The sequence below is a fragment of the Corynebacterium matruchotii genome (assembly GCF_011612265.2).
GTDB lineage: Bacteria > Actinomycetota > Actinomycetes > Mycobacteriales > Mycobacteriaceae > Corynebacterium > Corynebacterium matruchotii.
Map to the genome: position 1 here is coordinate 185,079 of NZ_CP050134.2, position 20,904 is coordinate 205,982.

Sequence of the window (20,904 nt, forward strand, 5' to 3'; positions counted from 1 at the left end):
CAGAATGATTACCAATACTTCTTGACTAAGATTCAATGAGGTAGGTAATTCCTAAGAAAACTGACAGTCTTCATCCCTCGGCTCGTGGCGCATTGTCAGGCCTGTAAAAAGCGAGCCGTCACGGTCACCAATAGTCGTGACATACAAAAACCATTCACTCCCGAGATACTTGAAGGAATCTCTCATGAACGCCTCCACGGCCGTGCTTGACAGCACAATCCTCGATGAGCTCGACAAAGAGCTCGAAGCCCAAATCATCAAAGAGCTGGAACCGGAAATGTTCGGCCTCAGCCGCCTGCTTGGAAACAACGGGCGCTGGTGCACCATCACCAAAGAGTGCATGCCCTCCTGCAACTAACACAACACCCAAGAAAGAGGTTTTCACTATGAACCAGCAACCCTCCAACCACGATCGTGTCCAGAACTACTCGCAGGATGAGCTGCGAGCCATGATCGAAAACGAAGAAGCCGTCGACGGCGGCACTCACCCCAGCACCCTCATCCCCATTTCCATCGCTTTGTGCCCCACTACCCGGTGCAGCCGGCGGTGCTAAAGAGTAGGCTTGGTGTTCCACGGAAACTGCTGCAATCCTGAGAATCTGAAGGAGAAAAACCATGAAGAAATATACCAAACAAGAATGGGCATACACGACCATTGGCTTGGCGCTTGGCGTCGCGGTTGCTTTGTCCCTCGGCCAAGGCAACTACATGATGGGAGCGCTCTCCGCATTCTTTGGAATCTGCGGCTACTTATTGGCTAGGAAATCTGCCCGCAAGCAGTAGTTTCCTGCTTCGAGGGCGCAAGCCACCACCATTAAGGGCCCAGTTACTTCCGCTCTAGGTAACTGGGCCCTTTTTCTATCCTCAAATACATAACAACAGACTTAAAGGGATTAAGCATGCATTCCGAATTTCCCAATTACTATCATGTGTTGAGTAAATCGTTTAAGAAAACGTTGCTCAACCGCCTTACCTCCGCCGATCTCCCCGTGACCGGTACACTCATTGATGACGCCAATAACTGGTTCCTGTCACGAAGCGCAGAATTCGCCCAGCGTGCGCTTATCGATGCCTTTCACGCATGGCGGGAAACCACAGGTTATCCTGATAATGCCGAATCCAGCGCTGCCTATGATGAATTCAATAGGCTCCTCCTCGACCCCACCCAACGCACCGCCTTGGTGAATGACCGGTTCCCCAAGCTTGGCCAGCTGCAAGAAAGAGTGTTCTCCTATAGCGTCGACGCAGTTGTTGAGGCCGTCAAACGTTTCTATGAGGACCGTCCCCATCTGGCCATGCTGAACGTCAAGGCGGACGACACCATCGTTTCCCTGGGCTTTCATGGCGAAGAAACCCACAACCATGGCCGCACCGCCATCGTCGTCACTACCGACTCGGCTGTGGTCGTGTACAAGCCCCGCAGCGGCATGGGGGAAATCGCCATCGATATGGCATGTCGCCACCTGGGTGCGGCCCCATTCTCTCTGGTAGCGCCGACCATTGACATTGGGGACTACTGTTGGCAGCTCTTCATTAGCCCGCCGGCCACCGGCGTGGTCGATGTCCCCGCCTATATGCGGGCCGCCGGCACGCTGCTGGCCGCCTGCCATATTCTGGGCACTACCGACCTGCACGTCGACAATATTTGCTGCTCCTCGGCCGGGCTTCCTACCATCATTGATGGTGAAACCGCTCTCCAATTTCGGCTTCCAGCCGGCCTGAACCTTGACGCGACCGACGTGTTGGCCTCCGGCATGCTACCCACCGTGCTCTCCCGTAGCGAGTTCTGGCGGCACTTCTCTGGATTAAACTTCTTCCCTCATGAAAAGACCGCGACATGCGTGAAACATGCTGTCACCGATTCCGGCACCGACGCCGTGGCCTTCCTGCGGGTCAGTTACCAGCACCCCCGGCCGCCGATCGTTGCGGATCTGCAAAATATCGATCCGGCTCAGGCCATGGGGATCCTCATCGAAAGCTTCGAAAAGGCTCGGGTGCAGGCAGCATTATCGCCTACCCTGGCTGCCTATGTTCGGGATATGGAACGCGTCTTGCGTTGGCGCCAGGTACTGCGAGCCACCGGCACCTATCAGTCCTTCCTGGAGGCATCACTCATGCCGGCAGCCCTCGCTGGCCTGGATGATCCGCTCACGCTACTGGACAAGGGGCCGCGCGGTATGGTCGACGGTCCCACCATCGGCGTGCAGGAACGACTACAGCTTGCCGATGGCGATGTGCCGTTCTTCCAGATGGATGCCACCGGAAAAGTCTATGACGGTGCTGGACATCACGTGGGCCAGGCCTCCTTCACCGACCGGTTCTCCCTGCCCAGCAGTAGGTTGGCCGACTTCACCAGCATTGCTGGACCGGCCTACGCGCAGGTTCTCGACGCCAACGCCCACGCTCTGACCCTCCACCAGCCACTCGATACGGTTGCGCGAGTCACCGAGCCAGACATGCGACAAGAGATTTTGAAAAAATCAACTGCGCTACCCGACTCTGGGGGTGATCGGTGGCTCTGCTTCGGTATCGGTGACGAAGATCTCACCATTGAGGCTCAGTCCATTTCCTTCCTCATGAGCGACGGCACCTCCTGGGCGCTCAGTGACGCAGACGAGTTACAAAACCGGTGGGAGGAATTCGTGCGGGAAGCCCCCGAAGTCCCAGCAAACTTCGTGGGATTCGGCCCCGGAACCTCGCTGCTTGTCACCCAGAAAGCGGCTGGCGACGCTACGATCGTCGACAAGCTGCCCGGTGTGATGGACTCGATGGGCACCACCACTGATTTCCTCGGCGGCATTGACGCGGCGCTTGCCGCATTGGCGCACGTCACCGCCGATGTGAACCCGCAGCCGATCGTGAAGAGCGCCATGACGTTCATTGGGCACCAGCTGCAAGCCGCCCAACCCGAAACCAATGCCGGCATTGCCCACGGTGCCGCAGGCCTGCTGCTGGGCGCGCACGGGCTCGTGGAATTCAGCAGCGCCCGAAACTTGGTCGTACCCGACACCATTCGGCGCAGCATGGACACTATCGCCGACGGCATCGCCAAAACCGCGCTCACCATGCTTACCGACCCGAATATCACTAATGGCTTGGCCTGGTGCAACGGTGCCTCCGGTATCGCCGGTGCCCTCGCCATCACCGGGTACCTGTCCCACTATCCGGGTCTGGTCGACACTTATTTGACCGCCACCCAGGTGAAAACCACCGAACTCACCAGCGACAATGACCAAGCTGGTATCGACGTGTCCCTCTGCCATGGCCTGGCCGGCGCGCTGAGCACCCTGCAATTATTGCGTGATTTTGGGTACGCCGACCCGAAGACTGTCGACAAATTCCATGCCTATGTGGAGCATATTGCGCTCACCGCCCCCATCTGCTTCGGATACCCCAACAACATCCATGACATGGGGTATCTCAACGGCCTTGGTGGCACCTACCATGCGCTCTACCCCGAAAACCATGGGTCGATTCGGCCGCTCTTTGCCGGAAACTAGAGCCGCGATGAAAGGGAAGAAATTCGTATGAAGTACCAATTATTTCTGCAATCGCGCTCCGCCGAATGCGGCCTGGCGTGCGCCGCAATGATCCTGCGTCGGCTGGGCATCGACACCGACCTGCACCGGCTTCGCACCCAATACGAGGTTGGTCGGGACGGCATGTCCACCACCGCCATCCGGTTCCTCCTGCTCGACTTCAATGTCCCATCCTTCCAACACAAAGGGCGGGTCCGGGTCATCGGTGAGGCCCTCAAACAGGGGAAACAGGTTATGGTTCATGTTGACGGTGACCACTTCTGCCTTGTCGAAAGCGTCGACTCCCGATGGGTGCGGCTCGCCGACCCCGGCCGCGGCCGCGTCAAAATGAGCCGCGAGGATGCGATCCGTAAGATCGGTCGCACCTGGTGGATCATGCCCGACTCCGGCATGAGTACCGCCTTCCGGCGTGCCCGACTCATGTGCCGCGACCTGCGCACCTCCCCCTCGCTGCGCATCGTGAAACGAACCCTTGTTTCTCGGCCCTGGCTGCTGCTGGGTGTTTTCGCCCTCAGCCTCACCCTGCTTGCCGCCTCCGGGGGCGCGCCGCTCGTGATCTCTGCACTGGTCAACTCGCTGCAGGGCAAATCCGCCGCCCCCACCCAGGCCACAGCGCTTATGCTGGCGGCGGCGATCGTCACCTTCATTGGCCTGGCGGTGGGCCGAACACTTGTCGAGGCCCTGCTGCTCAAGGTGACCTCCAGGGAACTCAGCATCGAGGGCATCCGCCGCAATATGGGGGCGAAGCTGGAGTCGTTTTCCACGCACTCACCTGGGGAAATGATGTATTCGTTGGGGTCGGTTTCTATGGTTTCCACCGGACTGTTCACCAACGGCGTCACCACCGCGTTTAATGCGCTCACCGCCATCACCCTCCTGGGGGTGGTCGCCTTCCTCTGGCCGCTCATGGCCCTCGTGCTGGTGTTGGTGTTCTTCCTGCTCATCGGGGTTTTCACCCTTACTGTGGCTAAAATCACCCAATACGGTAGTGAGGAGGCGTCTGCCGGTGGCGCCCTTTCCAGCCAACAGCTGGAAATTATTGTCACTATGACGCCCATTCGGATGACTAATAGCATGGATTCCTTCTTTGACAAATGGTCTGTGGCCAACGAACGCTTCCTCAGCGCCACCACGAAGAAGGCCGTGTGGTCTGGCATCGGCGGCGCCACCACCATGGCGTTGACCGTGTTTGGGCCGCTCATTCCCCTGGTGCTGTCCACCCTGTTCCCCGACTCGGTGTCCGACCTGGGGGCCGTCGTTGCCTCCAGCGGACTGTTCTCGGTGTTCATCTCCGCCATCTCCCAGGTGTTTACCGGGGTCACCGGACTGGCCGGCGTGCAGGCTTCCATCGACCGGGTGGATGACCTGCTGCACATGCAACAAGATCCTATTGGCACCGAGGACCCCGGTTGTGCTACCCCCATCACCACCCACCAGGCCTCCTACCATTATCCAGGGGCGGCAAAGAATTCCCTGGACAAACTGGACTTCAGCATCCGGTGCGGAACCCACAACACCATCGTTGGCGCATCAGGCAGCGGCAAGTCCACGTTTGCCCGACTCATTACGGGGTTGGTGCAACCCTCGTCAGGTAGTATTCGAATCAATGGCATAGATGTTGCTGATATGTCACCAGAAGCGCGTGCTCGTCACATTGGCTTTGCCCCCCAGGAAAACTACCTGGTCTCAGGCACAATCCGGGATAATATCGCCTTTGGTCGAGACATTTCCGACAAAGAAATTTGGGCGGCCCTCAAGATCACCCAAATGGACTCCGTTGTGCGGGAACTCCCCCTCAAATTGAGCACCCCCGTTGGTGACATGGGTAGCGCCTTCTCCGGCGGCCAGCGGCAACGGTTCGCCCTCAGTCGAGCAATCGCCGGCAAACCATCGCTCCTTGTGCTGGATGAGGCCACCAGCGCCGTCGACGTGCCAACGGAACGTGCCATCACCGCTGCTCTCCGCGATTTGAATATGACCCTGATCAGCATTGCGCACCGACCCACTGCGGCTGGACCCGATGACACCGTTCTCCGCTTTACCGAGGACGGCACCATCGTCACCGAGTCTCCCGATTATCTCAAAAACTTGATGGAGAGCCGAGGTTAACAACCTATGACAACTGCAACAACAACTGCAACCAAAATTTCCGTTTCCCATCTGTACAAACGCTACGGATCGCACCAGGTCATTGATGACGTATCATTCGATGTTCAGGAAGGCCAAGTCACCCTGCTTGCCGGGCCAAATGGTGCCGGCAAATCTACCCTCCTGCGCATGATCTGTGGTCTAGACACTATCGACAAGGGCGACATCACCATCATGGGCCGGCACTACAGTCAGCTCTCCGACCCCAAACACACCATTGGGGCGCTTCTCGACGCCACCTGGTTGGATACCGCCCTCACCGCGGAACAAAACCTGCGGGTTCTCGCTGACCTGGCTGGCATCCATCGCCGTAGGGTTGCCAACTGCCTCGAAATGTGTGGGCTCACCAGCGTGGCCGGCCGCAAGGTTTCCGACTTTTCACTGGGCATGCGCCAACGCTGCGGCATTGCTGCTGCCCTGCTGGGGGACCCGGATCTGCTCATCCTGGATGAGCCGGTTAACGGCCTGGACCCGGCCGGCATGCGCTGGCTCAATGACTTGTTGGAATCCCACACTCAGGCCGGGGGGACCACGCTGCTTTCCAGCCATTTTCTTGCCGACTCCGAACTGATTGCCTCCCGGGTAGTCATTTTGGGCAAGGGCAAAACCCTGTGGGAAGGGTCGCTCGCCGAACTCACCGGAGGTGCCCGGCATACTGTGTTTGCTTCCTACGCCAATGATCTCATTGCGTCCCAACTGCATGCGATGTACACGGGCCTGGAGATCACCCCATTGGCCGATGGAAAAGTCCAGGTCAATGTGCCCCCAGAGGATGTGTCTATCGCTGCGCGAATTGCCGAGGTGGATTTGACGCATCTTACGGTTTCCCGTATCACCCTTGCCGAAGCATTCGAACAAATTTCTGAAGGACAGGTTGAATTTCAATGAGCACAACTCACTCTGCCTCCCGCATCACTTCCCGCACCGCCACCCGATCCATTCGCCGATCGTCGGTGCATCCGGCGGCCCACCCAATGCCGCACCCGTCGAAGCCTGCGCATGCCTCGGCATTTGCCGCCACCCAGCCTCCACTGTTGCGTGCCCTGCGTGGAGAATGGTCCCAGCTAAGATTTGATGCCGCCGGCTTCTACATTCTTCTGTTCACCACTGTGATTACGGTGGCTTGGTCGGCGGCCTCAAGTAATTTGGTGATCCGCTATGGTGGTGAGGATGCCGCCCCCTCGGCGCGGGCCGCCATCAGCGGAGTATTCCAATTCGCCATGTACGGCCTGTTCATTTGGATTGCCCGCTACCTGCTGCGTGAGGAACGCACCGGGTTTGCCAAGCTGAAACTGTTAAGCCTGCCCAATAGGTTTGCGATCTGGGTGGCCAAATGGGTGTGGTTAACCATCATTGCTATCGCATCCATGATGGTCATGGCAGTGTTATCCACCGCGGTCACGTTGGGCAGCCTGGCACTTACCGATCAGCCGTGGCAGCGGTTCGTTGGCGCGAGCGCCGCGGAGTACCTGAAGCTGGGCGTGATGATTACGATCATTGCCGTTGGCACTGTTGCGTTCGGGGTTGCGGTGGCCATTTTCACCAATAACTTGTCTTCCGCGCTCACCATGTTGTTCATGTGGGTGTTGGTGATTGAGGGCATGCTGAATGGCGCGGACGAATCCACCCGGATTCTTTATAGCCTGCTTCCGTTCAAGAACGGCACACGGGTGTTCGAAAATCCGCCGATGGAATGGTTCATGTGGAATTCCACCGTAAGCGTTGGGTACTTCTTGGTGGTGACGATTGGCTTGGCAGCGCTGGCTATCGCTTTCAATAAGTCCAAGATGACCCGGGACGAGTAGGGGGCGCGTGGATCATGACTCTCGAACGTGCAATCGCCGATAAGCTCCTTGCTCGCCTGCGGTCCGTCGCCGGGCCAGTACGGGATATTCCCCCAGAACGTTTCGTTTCAGAAGTGCGCAATCGAACGGCGGACTTTTTGACTCAGATTCCTATTGAACTCCGGCGGGCAGCTTCCGATGCCGTGTCCGACTGTTTGGGGCGCATCATTGCTGGCAATCTGTCGCGCGCCGACTTCGCCGCAGCCATGCACGACCAATTGCTGAAAATCGACGAGGTGGGGGAGTGGCCGCAGAGCGAGGTGGTGGCGGATGCCGCAGGCGGGCAATGGCGCAATGTGGTGGCCCAGATTGCCGGCCGCTGGTACAACGACCTAGCAGTCGCCTCCAAATATCGGGTTCGTAGCAATTCGGCGTTGGCGATTCGGCTGGTGATGGCCCACCGGCATGTTGGTGCGGCCGCGGCCCGCCTGGAGCAGCGCATCGCCGAAGAACTGCCGGACACCCCAAACCGGGTGGTTTTAGGATTGGGGGATGCCCATTCGCGGCAGCAGACTGTTGCCCGCGTGGAATTCGCGGATCGTCAGCTCATCTACCGGCCCCACTCCATGGCCACCGACCAGGTTATTGCTGACATTTGTCGGCTGGTGGGTGCGCCCGAACCGCCGCACGCCTTCGACATGGGGGATCATGGGTGGAGCGAGTTTTTGACCGCCGGACCGGGCGTGACCGATGAGGCCGAGTTTTATGCCGCTGTCGGCGCCTGGGCGGCCGTGGGCTATCTGTTTAATGCCAACGACTTGCACAATGAAAACTTCATTACGGTTGGCAACACTCCGCGGCTCATCGACCTGGAAACATTCTTCCAGCCCGAGTTTTCGTTCCTGATGGCGCCCAATAATCGTCGGTGGGCCAACTCGGTGCTGCCGATGGGGGTGCTGCCGTATCGGATCGGCTACGGTCCCGATTCGATTGATGTGGGTCTGGTTCGCAGCCGCCCCACCCCTGGGGCCCGGCATCCGTTCCCCTCGTTTATGGTGCGCACGCTTGACGACGGCTCCCGCACCTTCATCAAGGAGGACACCCTGCCCGCCGACCCGGAGGGCACGGTGTTCCTGGGCACCACCATCCCCGAGATTGATCGGGTGAAAGACCAGGTGAAATCGGCCTTTATCGACACCGCACAGCGAATCGTCGACAAGCTCGATGAGGTGCAGCAGATCGTGGCTGCGGCGCGGGGGATTCGTACCCGGGTGGTGCTCACGCCGACATTCCGGTACGCGCAGGTGCTTGCCACCGCCGGGCATCCTGCCATTGCGGACGACCCGTTCCTGTTCACGCTAGCCTGTGCGCAAATCAGCCTGTGGGGGAACGATGGCGTGTGGCGGTCGGAGTGGGCCGGCCTCATGAACGACGAGATTCCCCTGTTCACCATGGGCATGACGGATACGGAGGTGGTCCTGGGGGACGGTGCGCCGCTGCCGTTCCCCCAGGAAAAACCGGTGGCATCGGCGTCCCCGGCGGCACACCTGGAGTCGAAGCTTGCCGACGCCACCGCCAGTGGGCTAGCCGAACAGTGCCGGTGGCTCGAAACGTCGTTCGTGGGCCGCTACCCGGAGAACCGCATCCACGCTGCTACCGACAGTGCCCGCAACATGTCGCATCCCCGTTCGAAACTCGTGTCCCACATTGTCGACATGGTGTTGCAGGCCGCTGGCGCGAACGATGAGGCCGTGTTCGGCACCGATTTCTTGAGCGCCACGGTGGGGGAGGAATTCGACCGAAACTGGCAGGTCGGGCCGAGCAACGACGACTTCTATGGGGGAAGCGCCGGCACCCTGTACTTCCTGGCGCACCTCATGCAGCACTCCTACCGGCAATGGGTGCCTAGCGACCAAATCGAACAATTACTCGAAAAAGCGGTTGCGGGCATGGTTACTGCCACCACTCCGGAGCCGCCCCGAGCCGACTATCCTACCGGGCTCTGCACCGGCAGCAGCGGTCTGTTGCTGACCGCTGTGGCCTGCGGCGATGCCATTGGTTGGGTGTCCGGCGGGCGGGAACACATTGCCCGCCAGTGCGCCAATGGCGCGATCGCGGTGGCAACCCACGCCCGGAACGCCAACCTGGACGACATCAACGTGGATGCGATCAATGGGCTGGCCAGCCAGCTGCGCGCCTACGCCGAAATCGCCGAATACCTTCCGGAGGTTCGGCCCAACCTGCGGGAACTCGCCCGCGTCACCAGGCGAGTGACCCGAAAATGGTTACGCAACTATCCGGAGTCCCCCGACGATGCCGGCTACGCCCATTCGACCGCCGGCGTCCTTGACGCCTACCTTGCGGCCAGCCACCTGTGTGGGGCCACCGTGGACACAGTCCTGGTCGAGCAGCAGGTTCAGGCTATCCTTGCGGCCATTCATGCCACCGGGAACGTTTCCCAGGGCTGGTGTCACGGTATGGCCGGGTTCGGGTTCCTGGCCGCACACTTGTGCGATCACATCGACACCCGGGCGGCTGGCGAGTCGCTGCTGAGCGCCATTCGGCCTGGACTACTAGCACCAGTCGACCACCTGGGGCTGTCGGTGTGCCATGGGGTTGCCGGCCTCGCCGAATCGCTGATGAGCCTGTACACGGCGACCGGCGATGAGGAAATCTTGGACCGAGCCCGATATCTCATCGACGAGGCAATTCCCGCCGACCTGGTGGAGGACGGGCTGACCAAAGAAAACTATTCCGTCAGCCTCATGTGTGGGGTAGCCGGGGTAGGCCAGCTGCTCCTGTCCGCCCCGATCGTGGCTGCCCCCTGGCACCCCGTCGAACGAATGAATGTTCTATGGCAGAAGACCGCGTGATTTCCGCAAGTGTTACCATCGCTCTGGGCGGCCATGGGTGCGACACCAACCGCACGGTTGACCGTGCCTGGTGTGGCATCCCCGGTTGCCCCGATGATTCATGGGTGTGAAGAGCTCATGACACATCTGAATGAATGACTATGACGCCACTGGTTCCCCATTCCGGTGGCGTCATACTTTTGCGTGGCCGGCCACCGCTTGGGCGTCGATAAGCGAAATGCTAGCGGTAAGGTTGAGCGAATGTATATTCGAAAACTTCGGAATAATTGTTCGCTCATGGCGAACCAATGGTGGTGAATGGCGCGGAATGCGCTAAACTTTAGTCTGTTAGACTCAACTATGATAATAACTGGCAATAATACTGGAGGAAAACTTGGCCGCCAAGAATGAATGGGTAGACAAAGATTACTATGCTGACCTTGGTGTTACATCTAGCGCCTCGGATGCAGACATTAAGAAGGCCTATCGGAAACTCGCGCGCGAAAACCACCCGGATTCCCACCCGGGCGACGCGATCCGGGAGGAGAAATTTAAAAAGGTCGCTGAAGCCTATGACGTCGTGGGCGATCCGACCCGTCGGAAAGAATACGACGAGTTTAAGGAGATGCTGCGTGTCGGCGGTGGGTTTCGCGGCGGCGGCCAATCCTTTCAAGACTTCTCGGATATTTTTGGAGGAGGTCGTTCTACCGGCGGTTTTAGTGACATCTTCGGCGGTTCTTGGGGTGCTACTCGCCGATCGGCTCGGCCGACGCGGGGGTCCGACGTGGAGACGGAAATTACGCTAGATTTCCGCGAGGCAGCCAAAGGCACCACACTACCGGTCCAACTCACCGGCGACGCCCCCTGCGCCGCCTGCCACGGCTCCGGGTCCCGCACCGGTGCCACCAGCGCCTGCAAAAATTGCAACGGCACCGGGTACGTTACCGAAAACCGGGGCGCCTTCGCGTTCTCGGCACCCTGCCCAGACTGCGATGGCACCGGCAAAGTCATCACCGACCCCTGCCCGGATTGCCGCGGCACCGGTACGGTACGACGCTCCCGATCCATCACCGTGCGTATCCCTGCCGGCGTGGTTGATGGGCAGAAAGTACGGCTTGCCGGTCAAGGCGAAGCTGGCCCCCACGGCACGCCCGCCGGCGATCTATTCGTCACAGTTCACGTCCGACCCGACAAAGTATTCACCCGGGACGGCGACAACCTGGAGGTAGAGGTGCCGGTCTCGTTCGGCGAACTAGCGCTCGGCGGCACCGTGAGCGTGCCCACCCTGGAAAAACCGGTGCGGGTACGCATCCCTGCCGGCACCCCCGACGGCCGGGTGCTGCGGGTTCGGGGTCGGGGCGTCCCCAAACGCGATGGTAGCTTCGGCGACCTCTACGTCAAGGTGAAGATACGGGTGCCCAAGGACCTGACCGATGATGCGAAAGATGCACTTCGCAACTACATGGAGGCGGAGAAACACATGGGATTCGACCCCCGTGCCACCTGGGCCGGAAATGAGTCATGACCATGAAAGGCCCATCGAACTAGTAAACATGTGAGGGAGAACAAATCGACAATGTCCAAAAACAAAAACCAAGAGTCTATGGGCGAGGTTTTTGTGATCTCGGTTGCGGCTGAGTTAGCTGGCATGCACGCCCAGACTCTCAGAACATACGATCGAATGGGGTTGGTGACCCCCCAACGAACCAGCGGGGGTGGCCGCCGCTACTCCCGTGAGGATGTCGAGCTGCTCCGCACCGTGCAGCGGCTCAGCCAGGAAGACGGCGTCAACCTCGCTGGCATTAAGGCCATCATCCAACTCAAGAAAGAAAACGAAGAACTCCGCACCAAACTGCAGGAGGCTCGCGCCGAAAACGAGGTACTCAAACACAACCGGCATCGCGGCGAAATTGTGCACGTTCCCCGCTCCACCGCGGTAGTGATGTGGGAGTCTCGGCGGGGGTCGAGGCGCAAAAAGCAAAGCTAGCACCCATAATCTGCTGCGGTTCGCTCCTGCGGAGCCTTCCGCACCCAGTGGCCAATCACCCCGGGAACGGTGGCAGGCCGCGGGCCCAATAGTTCCTGCTGATTCTGGGTCTGCTCCACCCTCCGCAACACCCCTTTGACGGTGGTGCCGCAGGTGGCCTTACGACGCTTACCCCCGCCGCGGGAGCCCCGGCCACCCGGTGGGACCCCACCCATCATGGCGCCACCACCGGCAACGCCACCGCGACCAGTGGTGGCCGCACTCGTGCCGCCCGCGCCCGCGCTACCCATACGACCGCACGATTCTCGAAAGTTTGAGCTAACTCCCCGAGGGCCACCACCGCTGCCAGACGCCCCAATACCCGCGCCGCGCGGTGTAGCAAGCCTTGGCGCGCCGGGTAATCCGCCCAGTCCGCCGATGCCCCCGACCCCGCCATGACCGGTGGGCATCGGCCGACCACTCACACCACCTATCCCCGGAGCCGCGGGGGCCTGCCCACCACCAAGAGGGTTTGTGGAGTGGGCAGCCCCAGCACCTGTGATTTCCGCGGGCGGGGCATAGGCGGCGCGTTCGGTGGCTATTTGGTGAGCGTTTGTAGTTCCCGGACCACCATAGTGGCCGGGTGCCGGATGGTAATGGGGCGATATCCCGCCGCCACCGGGGGATGCGGGCATGTTCGCTGGGCCTATCTGTCCCGGTTGTCCCAATTGTCCCTGGTGGGGCGTGGTTGGGGGTGAACCGTATGCGTGTGGCGTGCGCTGGCCCGCGGGATTGGGGTGATATTGCTGGTGCACTTGCTCTACCCCGGAGGCCATGCTGTGGCGTAGTTGCTGCACCGTGGGGAAGTCCTGCCCCACCTGCTCGGTCATGCCGGCGACCCCACCACCGCCGCCACTGCCGGGGAGCGGCTGGGTGAGGTTTCGGGTTGCCGGTATGGCCGCTTGGATGGCCGGGCCGTACACGCTGTAGAAGTGGGTAAGGGCGAGTTTTTCGGTAGCAGTTTTCTCCACCGGGTCCTGGATGATGTCGGTAGCGGTTTTCATGGCGACCAAGCTGGGGGTGAAAGCGGCGGGAATGGTGGCCAGGTAGGTGACGGTTGCCGCCATGTGGGCGGCGTTTGCCGAGAATTGGGTGGCCACCTGGGCCATGTCGGTGATGACCCGGCAGGCTGCGTCCACGGCGGTACCGTCATTGGTGGCCTGGAGTTGGGCCGCGGTGTTGGTGAGCTGGGTGGCGATGGTGGCTGCTTCCGCAGACATGGTGTTCCACGACTCCCCGGCCTGGGCAGCCTGGCCGGTGTCAGTGCTGGCGAGCTTGGCGATGACGTCGGCAAGTGAGGCGTTCGGGGTGATGGCAGGTGTGGGGAAGCTGAAGTTGCCGAATCCGCCGTCGGGTCGGGCCGTGGCCAGGTCCTTGATGGCGTGGACCGCCCCACCCAGGTCACCGTGGGTGAACGCTTGCGCGAAGCCCAATTCGTGGTTTTCGAAAAGGTCATGGTTGCGCTCTAGATTATAACGGCCCCAGTCTATTTGCTGGGCAAAGTTTTTGAGGATAGTGAGGGCGCTGCCGGCACCGCCGGTGAGCACAGCGCCGTGGGCCGCCCCCAATGCCGACAGCTCCGGCATGCCCGAGTAGCCGGCGCCTAGGGTCGTGCCTTGGGCCAGCGTCGACGAGCGCTCCGTGGCATCGAGTATGCCCTGGAGATTTCCCGCGGCGCTGGTGAGGGAGGCAAAGTCAATGCGTAAATCCATGAAGAAATCCTTTCGTCGAGTAATAGGACTGAATGGGTGGGCATTATGGGGTTATTTCGGCGGTATCCGCAGGTAGCAGCGGTGGCAAGTGCCGCGTTGTAATCACACCAGCCCCAGGGGTTACCGGTGATATGTGGCGAGTTTGTCCCGCATGTGGGCCCGAAAATCCGGGTTGGTCAGATAGTCGTGGCCGCCGGTGCCCGTCCACACCTCCGTCGCACCGAATAGTTTGTCGGTCGGATCCGGGCCGTGCACCCCAAGGTCGGGAGTGTGCAGCATCCGGGCCGGGTCGGCGTCGTTGAGGGAGGAGATCACTTCGGGGTTGCTGCTATTGAGATGAAGGTTCCGCGTCGATCGGGTATTCATCCCGGGACTGCCTGCGTCGATAAGCACATCGGTTTCCAACCCACCCGGTCGTTGTGCCGCGGTGCCGAGCAGCACCGACCCGTAGCTGTGCCCCACGTCCATGAGCTGGGCGTCTGGGTATTTTGCGCGGAGTGCTTTCTTGTAGCTTTGGTAATCGTTGGCGGCCTTGTGCGCGTATCCGGGATGGATGCCGCTGAAGATGCCTTTTGGCGCCGCATAGTCGTACATGACCACCGCCACATCGCCCTTGCCCCGGTTGAGGTCCTCGTAAAAATCCGACACATTGGCCACGTTGGTGACGATCGTGTCCGGGTTGGAGGACGTCACCCCCTGGACCACGGTCACGATCGTTTTCGCCTGGGTGGGGTCGCCGAAAATCAGCGCCGCCTTACCGTTGATAACCTGTATGGCCTGGGGTTTCTTTCTCCCCGTGTGGTCATCCTGGCCAGCAATGTGGGGGTCGTCCACCAATGGGCGCACCTCGGGCCGAATATGTTCGAACGCTTGGGCGTTGAGTTGTTCCGGGGTGAGGCTGAGATCGTCCCCCAGGTACACGCCGTGGGGATCATTATGCTCGACCGCAATACAACCGATCTGGTGGGCGCACGTCTTGTCCAATATCAAACTGATGCCGTGCAGAAACATAAGAATTTGGTAGCAGATTGGAAGCGAGTCGATGGCCTTGTCGCCAAGGATAGCGCCGTGGTGAAGAGCTGCCGATAGCAAGGATCTCGCTCCCTGCCTCACCTTCTCGGCTGCTTTTTCGAGATCCCGTTGGGCGAGCCCCGTCTGGTACAACACCTGGGCCAGGTCGGCCGATTTCTGTGCCTGCGACGCATAGTCCGCCACCAGCGTTCCCAGGGTTCGCCGGCCGGCGTCGAAACCCGGGCCGGACAGGGAGTCGGCAAACACTGCTTCCCACCCCTGCTGTTGACTGTTCATAGCCGTCGTCGCGGCCTGCGCGAACTTCTGGTGCTCCGCTGCTGCGGCAAATAACTCCTCGGATTTCAGCGGGAACATGAGCGCCCGCCCCCAAGGCTCTGGCTGGTGTCGGCGTCGATACGGGTTTGGTCGCTAATGAACCGGTGCAGTTGAGTCAGATGATCCGCCACCGAATCGTCCGTGTGGGTGAGCGCCGACCCGAGCCTGGACTGGAACTGGGTGAGCGCCTGCGCTGTGTGGCTGGCCGATAATCCCGGGGTGGGCAGTGGGGTCGCAGGCTCGTGGGTGAAATGGGCATCGGGGTGAAATGATGTGAACGACATACCTTTATTCCACGCGCCCCATTATGCTGCGGCCACCCCACCTGAATAATTTTCAGGCTTGTGGAAAACCTCGCCGGCGACCTGGGATTTTGTGTCCATTACCGCCACACCGGGTCTGTGGAAAACTATTCGAACACAATAGCTAGACGCTGTCGGGCGGTGCGCTATGGCCCGGCTTTTGGGCTGCTTACGGCGTCGACAAGCGTTTAGTGGAAAACCCTAAATAAAATAGGCGCTCTGATAGTTTTGGGTTTGGATGAGTTCTTCGGGGGTGCCCCGGGTCAGTAGCTTCTTTTTGGTGCGCGCCACCAGCTTTTTCGGCCCCGTAATGATGATCTGGTGGCCCAGCCACGTGCCGAAACTAGCCACAATGGTGCCCACGTCACCCACCTGGGTGAGGTGCAGGCCCCGCGGTGGCTGGGATGATTCGGTAGCGCCCACCCACCAGGCGTCGGATTCGTGGGTGACTACCGGTTGAATAAACAGCCATGGTGCGGTGCTGGCCAGCTGCCACAGGCCTTGCAGCTCATAGAGCTCACCGGGATAGTCCGCGCTCAAAAATAGGTGGGTGTGTGGGGTGCGGCCCTTCATGAGCATGTCCACGATGATTGCGCGGGCCTCCGCCAGGCCAGTGCCGTGCGCAATGAGCAGCATGTCTTGGTCGTAGTCCAGGTTGTAGCCGCCGCCGGCCGCGGCAATGCGGATGCGGTCCCCCTGCCGGGCGGTAGACAGCAGTGACGGCGCGTGTACGTGAAACTCGATCTGGCCAGCATCGTTACAGGGGATGCTGGGGCTTAGATTGGTCCACCGGCCGCCCGAATAGTCGGTGTTGACGCTCAAATACTGGCCGGGCTCGTATTCGATGGGGGTGTCCACGATGAGCCGCACCACCGCAATATTGCGGCAGCGTTTTTCCACCTCGACAATTTGCCCAATGACCGGGTGGAAGGGACATAATGCGGCTGCTTCGTCCATGACCTCGGCGGCCTGTCGCACGGCTCGTTTGATAATGAACACATCGTAGGCGCTGATGTCGAGGCAATACCGATCCAGCACCGGCGAAATCGCATCCGCTAGTGGCCGGTAGCGGCGGAAACCATGGGCAGCTAAAATCTCTGTAACATCGCGCAAGTGTTCGATGGTTTCCGGGTAGAGATTGCCCTCATTATCTGAGCCGTGAAATAGTCCCACTAATGCGTCCCCGAGCGGATAATCAGGGCTTACGATTAATTGGGCATCGGGAACATAGCGGAAATATGTAGTGAATACCTCACGGGAAAAACCGTCGCCGATCAATCGTAGCTGGTCGGCTACTTGGTTTGGTGGGGTAGTTATCGTCACATTTAATATTCTAACCATTTGTAGTGGTTTAAAAAATAATGCGTGACTTTTGGTTCTGAAATAAGCGATAAACTCGAATTTTAAAAAGTAGAAGATTTATTAAAAGGGAACCCGCAAAAAGCATTGTTGTTATTGGAAATAATCATAATGCCAGCGTGCCAGCACTATTGATGGTTTGATGATTTACTGAAAACGGTGTGGGGCATGCGGCAGTCGGTCTGTGATTAATTTGCTTGTCGACGCCGGTTCTGGCCATGGTTGTAATGGGCTATAGAAATCGCATAAATTATAGGTCAGTGAACAAAATATATGCAATATTCATTATATGAACAGGTAGTGGCAGTGAAACCAGTGATTTTTCTGGCGGGCACGATTCACTAATGATAACCTAACTATTACCTAATGGGCTGCATTGATTCGAGAATAATCTAGCAATCGAAGGGCTAGATAGCCGAAAGCGGGGGTAGCTTTTGGGGTAATAAAATAATTGATTTCTGGTTTTCCTATTGAAATGCTTTGTATCTGGGCGGAACTTTGTTAAGTTGAACCCACATAACAATTGCTTGCTCAGGTTTCATTTCTCGTTCTTATGAAATGGGTGTGGGGCAGGGCGGCGCATGGACATATTGGGCATCGTGGTATCGCAACGGAATGGGATTGGCTGCTAATGTCGTCGAAAGCAAACTTAGGCTTTGTCAAAGCGGCTCTTAGGTTTGCCCCGGCCCTGCTGCGGACCCCGGCCTGGCGCCTCTCTGTCGTCTTCTTGACCGTGGTGGTGGCCGCAATCATGACCCTGATTATTAGTGTCACCTCGATGAAACTCAGCCCGGACCAGGAGCGTGAGTATTCCCTGGGGGTTGCCGACTACACAGCAAACATGCCGGACGTGCCAGTCCGCGGCTATAAGAAGCTCGACCTCGACCACCTGTCGACGCTGGGGCGAGTCGAACTCATCACAACCCTGCCGGTTACCGGATTAGGCTTGGTGGCGGAAGAGCACCGGGAACTGCGCGTTTCCGAAACACCGTGGGACGCCTCTCCGTACCCCAAACGGTATTCGCTTGCCGAGGGCCGATACCCATCCGCACCAGGCGAAATAGCTATTTCCACCGCCTTGGCTGCCGGTGGCGCCGTGGGTGGCGACGTGCGGATTGCGGTCCCCGGGGTGGATACCAGCTGGAAAATCACCGGCATTATTGCCGACAAATACCTTGACGATGCCACCATTTATGCGGCACCCGGCACGTTGAGCGATGCGTATCGCCGCATCGAAGACCTGACCGGCATCCCCCAATATCTCAGTGGGAGCCTGTACTGGTCGGCGCCCAGCCCGGAACCGGTATTGGCGCAGCTCAGGGTGCTTAATAGTATCTCTGCGGCGTTGCAGGAGCTGCCGGCCGCCACCAGCGCCCAGGTGCTGCTCAGCGCCGCCGATCTTCACGGTGACCGGCCGGCGCCCGGCGGGAACCCGGTGATTTATGTTTGGCCAGCAGTCCTCATGCCCGCACTGGTGGTGATTATGGCGATTCTGCTCTTGAGCGTCTGGCTGCGGAAACAACAGGTCACACTGGCGGCGATGGGAATCCAGGATTCGGCGCTGATCCTGGCGATCATTGGGGCGCTGATCATCATGGGGCTTGCGGCACTGGCGGTCGCATCCCTCATCGCCCTAGGTATTGGTACTGTTGTTCGAATAATCCTGTCGCGGGTATATGAATTACCGCTGTCCACCTTTGTATTCCCCTGGGGCCTGTTCCCGCTCTTCTGGTTATCCATCGCCGGCGGGATCGCCGCTGGCCTGGCGATCGCTGGGGGTTGGCCAAGACGAAAACGCAAGATAACGGTGGGGGTAGCGGGAACCACCTGGGTCATGGGCGGCATCGGCTGCCTCGGCTTTTTCGTGCTGAGTATACTCTTCCTATTCCCCGACATTCTTGACGACCAGAACCAAATCGTTGGCGCCAGCTTCGTGGTCATGGCCTCGGCACTTATGGCGTTGTGGCTCACAAAAACCCGGCGCCTATGGCCAGATTCCTTAGCCGGCGTGCTCAGTCGCCGCATGAAGGAACGAGACGCATTCAGCGGTGCCATCACCTGGTTACTATGCGGCGCCATCGTCGGCATCCCCCTGATGCTGGTCACCACGGCCGTGACTACCGAAAACACCATGAATCTCACGCAAATTGATAGCGTCCCGCCCAACACAGTCCGGGTCACCATGGCCGATCGATTGGGGAAACCCATGGAAATACCGGAACCACTCCAAGCCCAGGTTGACGCCGAGTTCCCCCAGCAACCCATTCGGATTCGGCGGGTTGCCGAGGAACAATCGGTACCGCCGCAAACCACTGTTCAGGTCGGCTTCGACGCGTTCCGAATGGGACAGCTCTGGGTATTCGAATCCGTGTCCGATATCGACTGGTGGTTGGGTGGGCTGAGCCCGGAGCAGAAAGTAGCTCTCAACAGCGGCGGAATCCTGGGCACCGACGCCCGCGATGGTGTGATCCCGGTGCACGTGTCGTCGCTAGACGGGACGACACGCACCGAAACGGTCACCGCCACCCCGGTGGAGCTGCCGCGCGAATACCTGGTAGGCATGAGTGTTCGAGCAATCGCGCTTCGATCCTTCGCCGAAACCCGCAACCTGCCGCTGGGTCCGGTATTTGTGGAGTACCCGAATCTCGACGAAGCCGCCCAAACACGTGCGGTGCAACAAAAACCGCAGTTTTCCATACTGAGTCTTGCCATTGATGTACACAACGAACTCCACCACATTTCCGTTCCCCCCGACCTGAAGGCATTGGTCCTGGTCAGCACCGTCATCATGGGCGTGTGGATTCTGGTGTTGGCCCTGGGGATCGCCGGGCGACTATCCAAACACCTCGACAGCCTCTTCGCCCTGGGCGTGAACCGTCGGTGGGCCGGGAAAGTATTAGCGCTCTCGCTCTTTCCCACCCTCATCCCGGCCATCCTCACCGGCATGGCCTCAGGATATGTGGGGGTGTGGATCCTGAAACTACGGCCGGTGCAGCAGACGGAGGCGCTGCCGGTCGCCACATCGTGGCCAACCTACGGGTTCGTCGCCCTCGGGCTGGCGGCGGCACTTGCCCTGGCGTTCGGGTTGGCGGTGCTGCGGATCTCCAGCGAAAAACGGAAATGAGGATTACACATGTCGGCAATCACCCTGGATAACGTGTCGAAACGCTACGGCGACGTTCACGCGCTGCGGCCGCTGTCGGTGGAGTTCCCCGCCGGGAAACTCAGCACCATCTTCGGCAAAAGCGGTTCGGGTAAAACCACGCTGCTGTCGGTCATCGCCGGTTTGCTGAAACCCACAACCGGCGCCATTTGGTACCAGGACAAGGATATTGCTGCGCTCACCAAAGACGAGTGTGCGGCGCTGCGTCGAACCGATATCGGGGTGGTGTTCCAAGACCACAACATCATCAACGAACTCACGGTGTTAGAGAACGTGCGGCTGCCGCTCGAAGCAAACGGCATGAGTCGAACCGCGGCAATAACGGCCTCGGAGCAGGCGCTGGCGAAAGTCAGCATCGGCCATCTTGGGCGCCGGTTCCCCGCCGAAATCTCCGGTGGGGAGCGGCAGCGGGTGGGTATCGCCCGGGCCATCGCGGGCACCCGAACCGTGCTGCTCGCTGACGAGCCTAGCGGCGCGCTCGACAGCGAGAACTCCACAAAACTCTTCGAACTGCTCCACCAGCTCACCCAGGAAGGCAGCACAGTGCTGTGTGTCACCCACGACCCGCTGGCGATTCAATACTCCGACCAGGTGTTCAGCATGGATGCCGGGGTCCTCAGCCTGATCAGCCACCACGATATTTCCCAAACCTACGATTTTTTGAGGTAAACA

The 20,904-nt window shown here is 59.6% G+C and carries 16 protein-coding genes; 12 read left to right on the plus strand and 4 right to left on the minus strand.

Annotation, left to right across the window (positions count from 1 at the left end):
* Positions 1 to 184 precede the first annotated feature (184 nt).
* The 10 genes from HBA49_RS00770 to HBA49_RS00815 all read left to right on the plus strand — a co-directional run bounded on the left by HBA49_RS00770 (position 185) and on the right by HBA49_RS00815 (position 12,310).
* Positions 185 to 358, plus strand: coding sequence for a lichenicidin alpha family lanthipeptide (locus tag HBA49_RS00770; RefSeq protein WP_005522761.1), 174 nt, complete (start codon positions 185 to 187; stop codon positions 356 to 358).
* Positions 359 to 386: 28 nt separating this feature from the next.
* Entirely contained in the window at positions 387 to 554 is a 168-nt protein-coding gene (locus HBA49_RS00775) for a class II lanthipeptide, LchA2/BrtA2 family (RefSeq protein WP_005522762.1), read from the plus strand.
* A 61-nt stretch (positions 555 to 615) separates the two neighbouring features.
* The gene (locus HBA49_RS00780) at positions 616 to 783 is read left to right on the plus strand and encodes a hypothetical protein (protein ID WP_005522764.1); all 168 of its coding nucleotides are present in this window, start codon (positions 616 to 618) and stop codon (positions 781 to 783) included.
* Between the two features lie 116 nt (positions 784 to 899).
* Positions 900 to 3,500: a DUF4135 domain-containing protein gene (locus HBA49_RS00785; protein ID WP_005525272.1), complete on the plus strand. Its 2,601-nt coding sequence runs from the start codon at positions 900 to 902 to the stop codon at positions 3,498 to 3,500.
* A gap of 27 nt (positions 3,501 to 3,527) precedes the next feature.
* A complete protein-coding gene (locus HBA49_RS00790; protein ID WP_005522766.1) occupies positions 3,528 to 5,648 on the plus strand; it encodes a peptidase domain-containing ABC transporter in 2,121 nt (706 codons plus the stop codon).
* A 6-nt stretch (positions 5,649 to 5,654) separates the two neighbouring features.
* Positions 5,655 to 6,575 carry an ATP-binding cassette domain-containing protein gene (locus tag HBA49_RS00795; protein WP_005524878.1) on the plus strand — a complete coding sequence of 307 codons (921 nt, stop codon included), beginning with the start codon at positions 5,655 to 5,657 and terminating at the stop codon, positions 6,573 to 6,575.
* Positions 6,572 to 7,492: an ABC transporter permease gene (locus tag HBA49_RS00800; RefSeq protein WP_225866102.1), complete on the plus strand. Its 921-nt coding sequence runs from the start codon at positions 6,572 to 6,574 to the stop codon at positions 7,490 to 7,492. Before HBA49_RS00795 ends, HBA49_RS00800 begins: the two co-directional genes overlap by 4 nt.
* Before the next feature lie 14 nt (positions 7,493 to 7,506).
* Positions 7,507 to 10,344, plus strand: a complete 2,838-nt coding sequence (locus tag HBA49_RS00805) for a DUF4135 domain-containing protein (RefSeq protein ID WP_005525162.1) — start codon at positions 7,507 to 7,509, stop codon at positions 10,342 to 10,344.
* Between the two features lie 373 nt (positions 10,345 to 10,717).
* On the plus strand, positions 10,718 to 11,848 hold the full coding sequence (dnaJ, locus tag HBA49_RS00810) for a molecular chaperone DnaJ (RefSeq protein ID WP_005522771.1): 1,131 nt from the start codon (positions 10,718 to 10,720) through the stop codon (positions 11,846 to 11,848).
* 51 nt (positions 11,849 to 11,899) lie between these two features.
* On the plus strand, positions 11,900 to 12,310 hold the full coding sequence (locus HBA49_RS00815; protein WP_005525485.1) for a heat shock protein transcriptional repressor HspR: 411 nt from the start codon (positions 11,900 to 11,902) through the stop codon (positions 12,308 to 12,310).
* Here HBA49_RS00815 and HBA49_RS00820 read toward each other — a convergent pair.
* The 4 genes from HBA49_RS00820 to HBA49_RS00835 all read right to left on the minus strand — a co-directional run bounded on the left by HBA49_RS00820 (position 12,307) and on the right by HBA49_RS00835 (position 17,033).
* On the minus strand, positions 12,307 to 14,061 hold the full coding sequence (locus HBA49_RS00820; protein ID WP_005525265.1) for a hypothetical protein: 1,755 nt from the start codon (positions 14,059 to 14,061) through the stop codon (positions 12,307 to 12,309). The two genes, HBA49_RS00815 and HBA49_RS00820, sit on opposite strands and share 4 nt — an antisense overlap.
* A gap of 120 nt (positions 14,062 to 14,181) precedes the next feature.
* Positions 14,182 to 15,447 (minus strand): alpha/beta hydrolase, encoded by a 1,266-nt coding sequence (locus tag HBA49_RS00825; RefSeq protein ID WP_005524808.1) that lies wholly within the window; start codon positions 15,445 to 15,447, stop codon positions 14,182 to 14,184.
* Entirely contained in the window at positions 15,435 to 15,692 is a 258-nt protein-coding gene (locus tag HBA49_RS00830) for a hypothetical protein (protein WP_005522781.1), read from the minus strand. The genes HBA49_RS00825 and HBA49_RS00830 overlap by 13 nt, the downstream gene beginning before the upstream one ends.
* 219 nt (positions 15,693 to 15,911) lie before the next feature.
* On the minus strand, positions 15,912 to 17,033 hold the full coding sequence (locus tag HBA49_RS00835) for a ferredoxin reductase domain-containing protein (protein WP_005525020.1): 1,122 nt from the start codon (positions 17,031 to 17,033) through the stop codon (positions 15,912 to 15,914).
* A 667-nt stretch (positions 17,034 to 17,700) separates the two neighbouring features.
* Here HBA49_RS00835 and HBA49_RS00840 point away from each other — a divergent pair.
* Positions 17,701 to 20,193, plus strand: coding sequence for an ABC transporter permease (locus HBA49_RS00840; RefSeq protein WP_225866103.1), 2,493 nt, complete (start codon positions 17,701 to 17,703; stop codon positions 20,191 to 20,193).
* A gap of 9 nt (positions 20,194 to 20,202) precedes the next feature.
* Complete coding sequence (locus HBA49_RS00845) at positions 20,203 to 20,901, plus strand: ABC transporter ATP-binding protein (protein ID WP_005525427.1); 699 nt, start codon at positions 20,203 to 20,205, stop codon at positions 20,899 to 20,901.
* Positions 20,902 to 20,904 lie beyond the last annotated feature (3 nt).

Excerpts from the sequence above, each read along its gene's own strand:
- HBA49_RS00770 (WP_005522761.1), top strand. The coding sequence starts at position 185 with ATGAACGCCTCCACGGCCGTGCTTGACAGCACAATCCTCGATGAGCTC.
- HBA49_RS00775 (WP_005522762.1), top strand. The coding sequence starts at position 387 with ATGAACCAGCAACCCTCCAACCACGATCGTGTCCAGAACTACTCGCAG.
- HBA49_RS00780 (WP_005522764.1), top strand. The coding sequence starts at position 616 with ATGAAGAAATATACCAAACAAGAATGGGCATACACGACCATTGGCTTG.
- HBA49_RS00785 (WP_005525272.1), top strand. The coding sequence starts at position 900 with ATGCATTCCGAATTTCCCAATTACTATCATGTGTTGAGTAAATCGTTT.
- HBA49_RS00790 (WP_005522766.1), top strand. The coding sequence starts at position 3,528 with ATGAAGTACCAATTATTTCTGCAATCGCGCTCCGCCGAATGCGGCCTG.
- HBA49_RS00795 (WP_005524878.1), top strand. The coding sequence starts at position 5,655 with ATGACAACTGCAACAACAACTGCAACCAAAATTTCCGTTTCCCATCTG.
- HBA49_RS00800 (WP_225866102.1), top strand. The coding sequence starts at position 6,572 with ATGAGCACAACTCACTCTGCCTCCCGCATCACTTCCCGCACCGCCACC.
- HBA49_RS00805 (WP_005525162.1), top strand. The coding sequence starts at position 7,507 with ATGACTCTCGAACGTGCAATCGCCGATAAGCTCCTTGCTCGCCTGCGG.
- HBA49_RS00815 (WP_005525485.1), top strand. The coding sequence starts at position 11,900 with ATGTCCAAAAACAAAAACCAAGAGTCTATGGGCGAGGTTTTTGTGATC.
- HBA49_RS00820 (WP_005525265.1), bottom strand. The coding sequence starts at position 14,061 with ATGGATTTACGCATTGACTTTGCCTCCCTCACCAGCGCCGCGGGAAAT.
- HBA49_RS00825 (WP_005524808.1), bottom strand. The coding sequence starts at position 15,447 with ATGTTCCCGCTGAAATCCGAGGAGTTATTTGCCGCAGCAGCGGAGCAC.
- HBA49_RS00830 (WP_005522781.1), bottom strand. The coding sequence starts at position 15,692 with ATGTCGTTCACATCATTTCACCCCGATGCCCATTTCACCCACGAGCCT.
- HBA49_RS00840 (WP_225866103.1), top strand. The coding sequence starts at position 17,701 with ATGTCGTCGAAAGCAAACTTAGGCTTTGTCAAAGCGGCTCTTAGGTTT.
- HBA49_RS00845 (WP_005525427.1), top strand. The coding sequence starts at position 20,203 with ATGTCGGCAATCACCCTGGATAACGTGTCGAAACGCTACGGCGACGTT.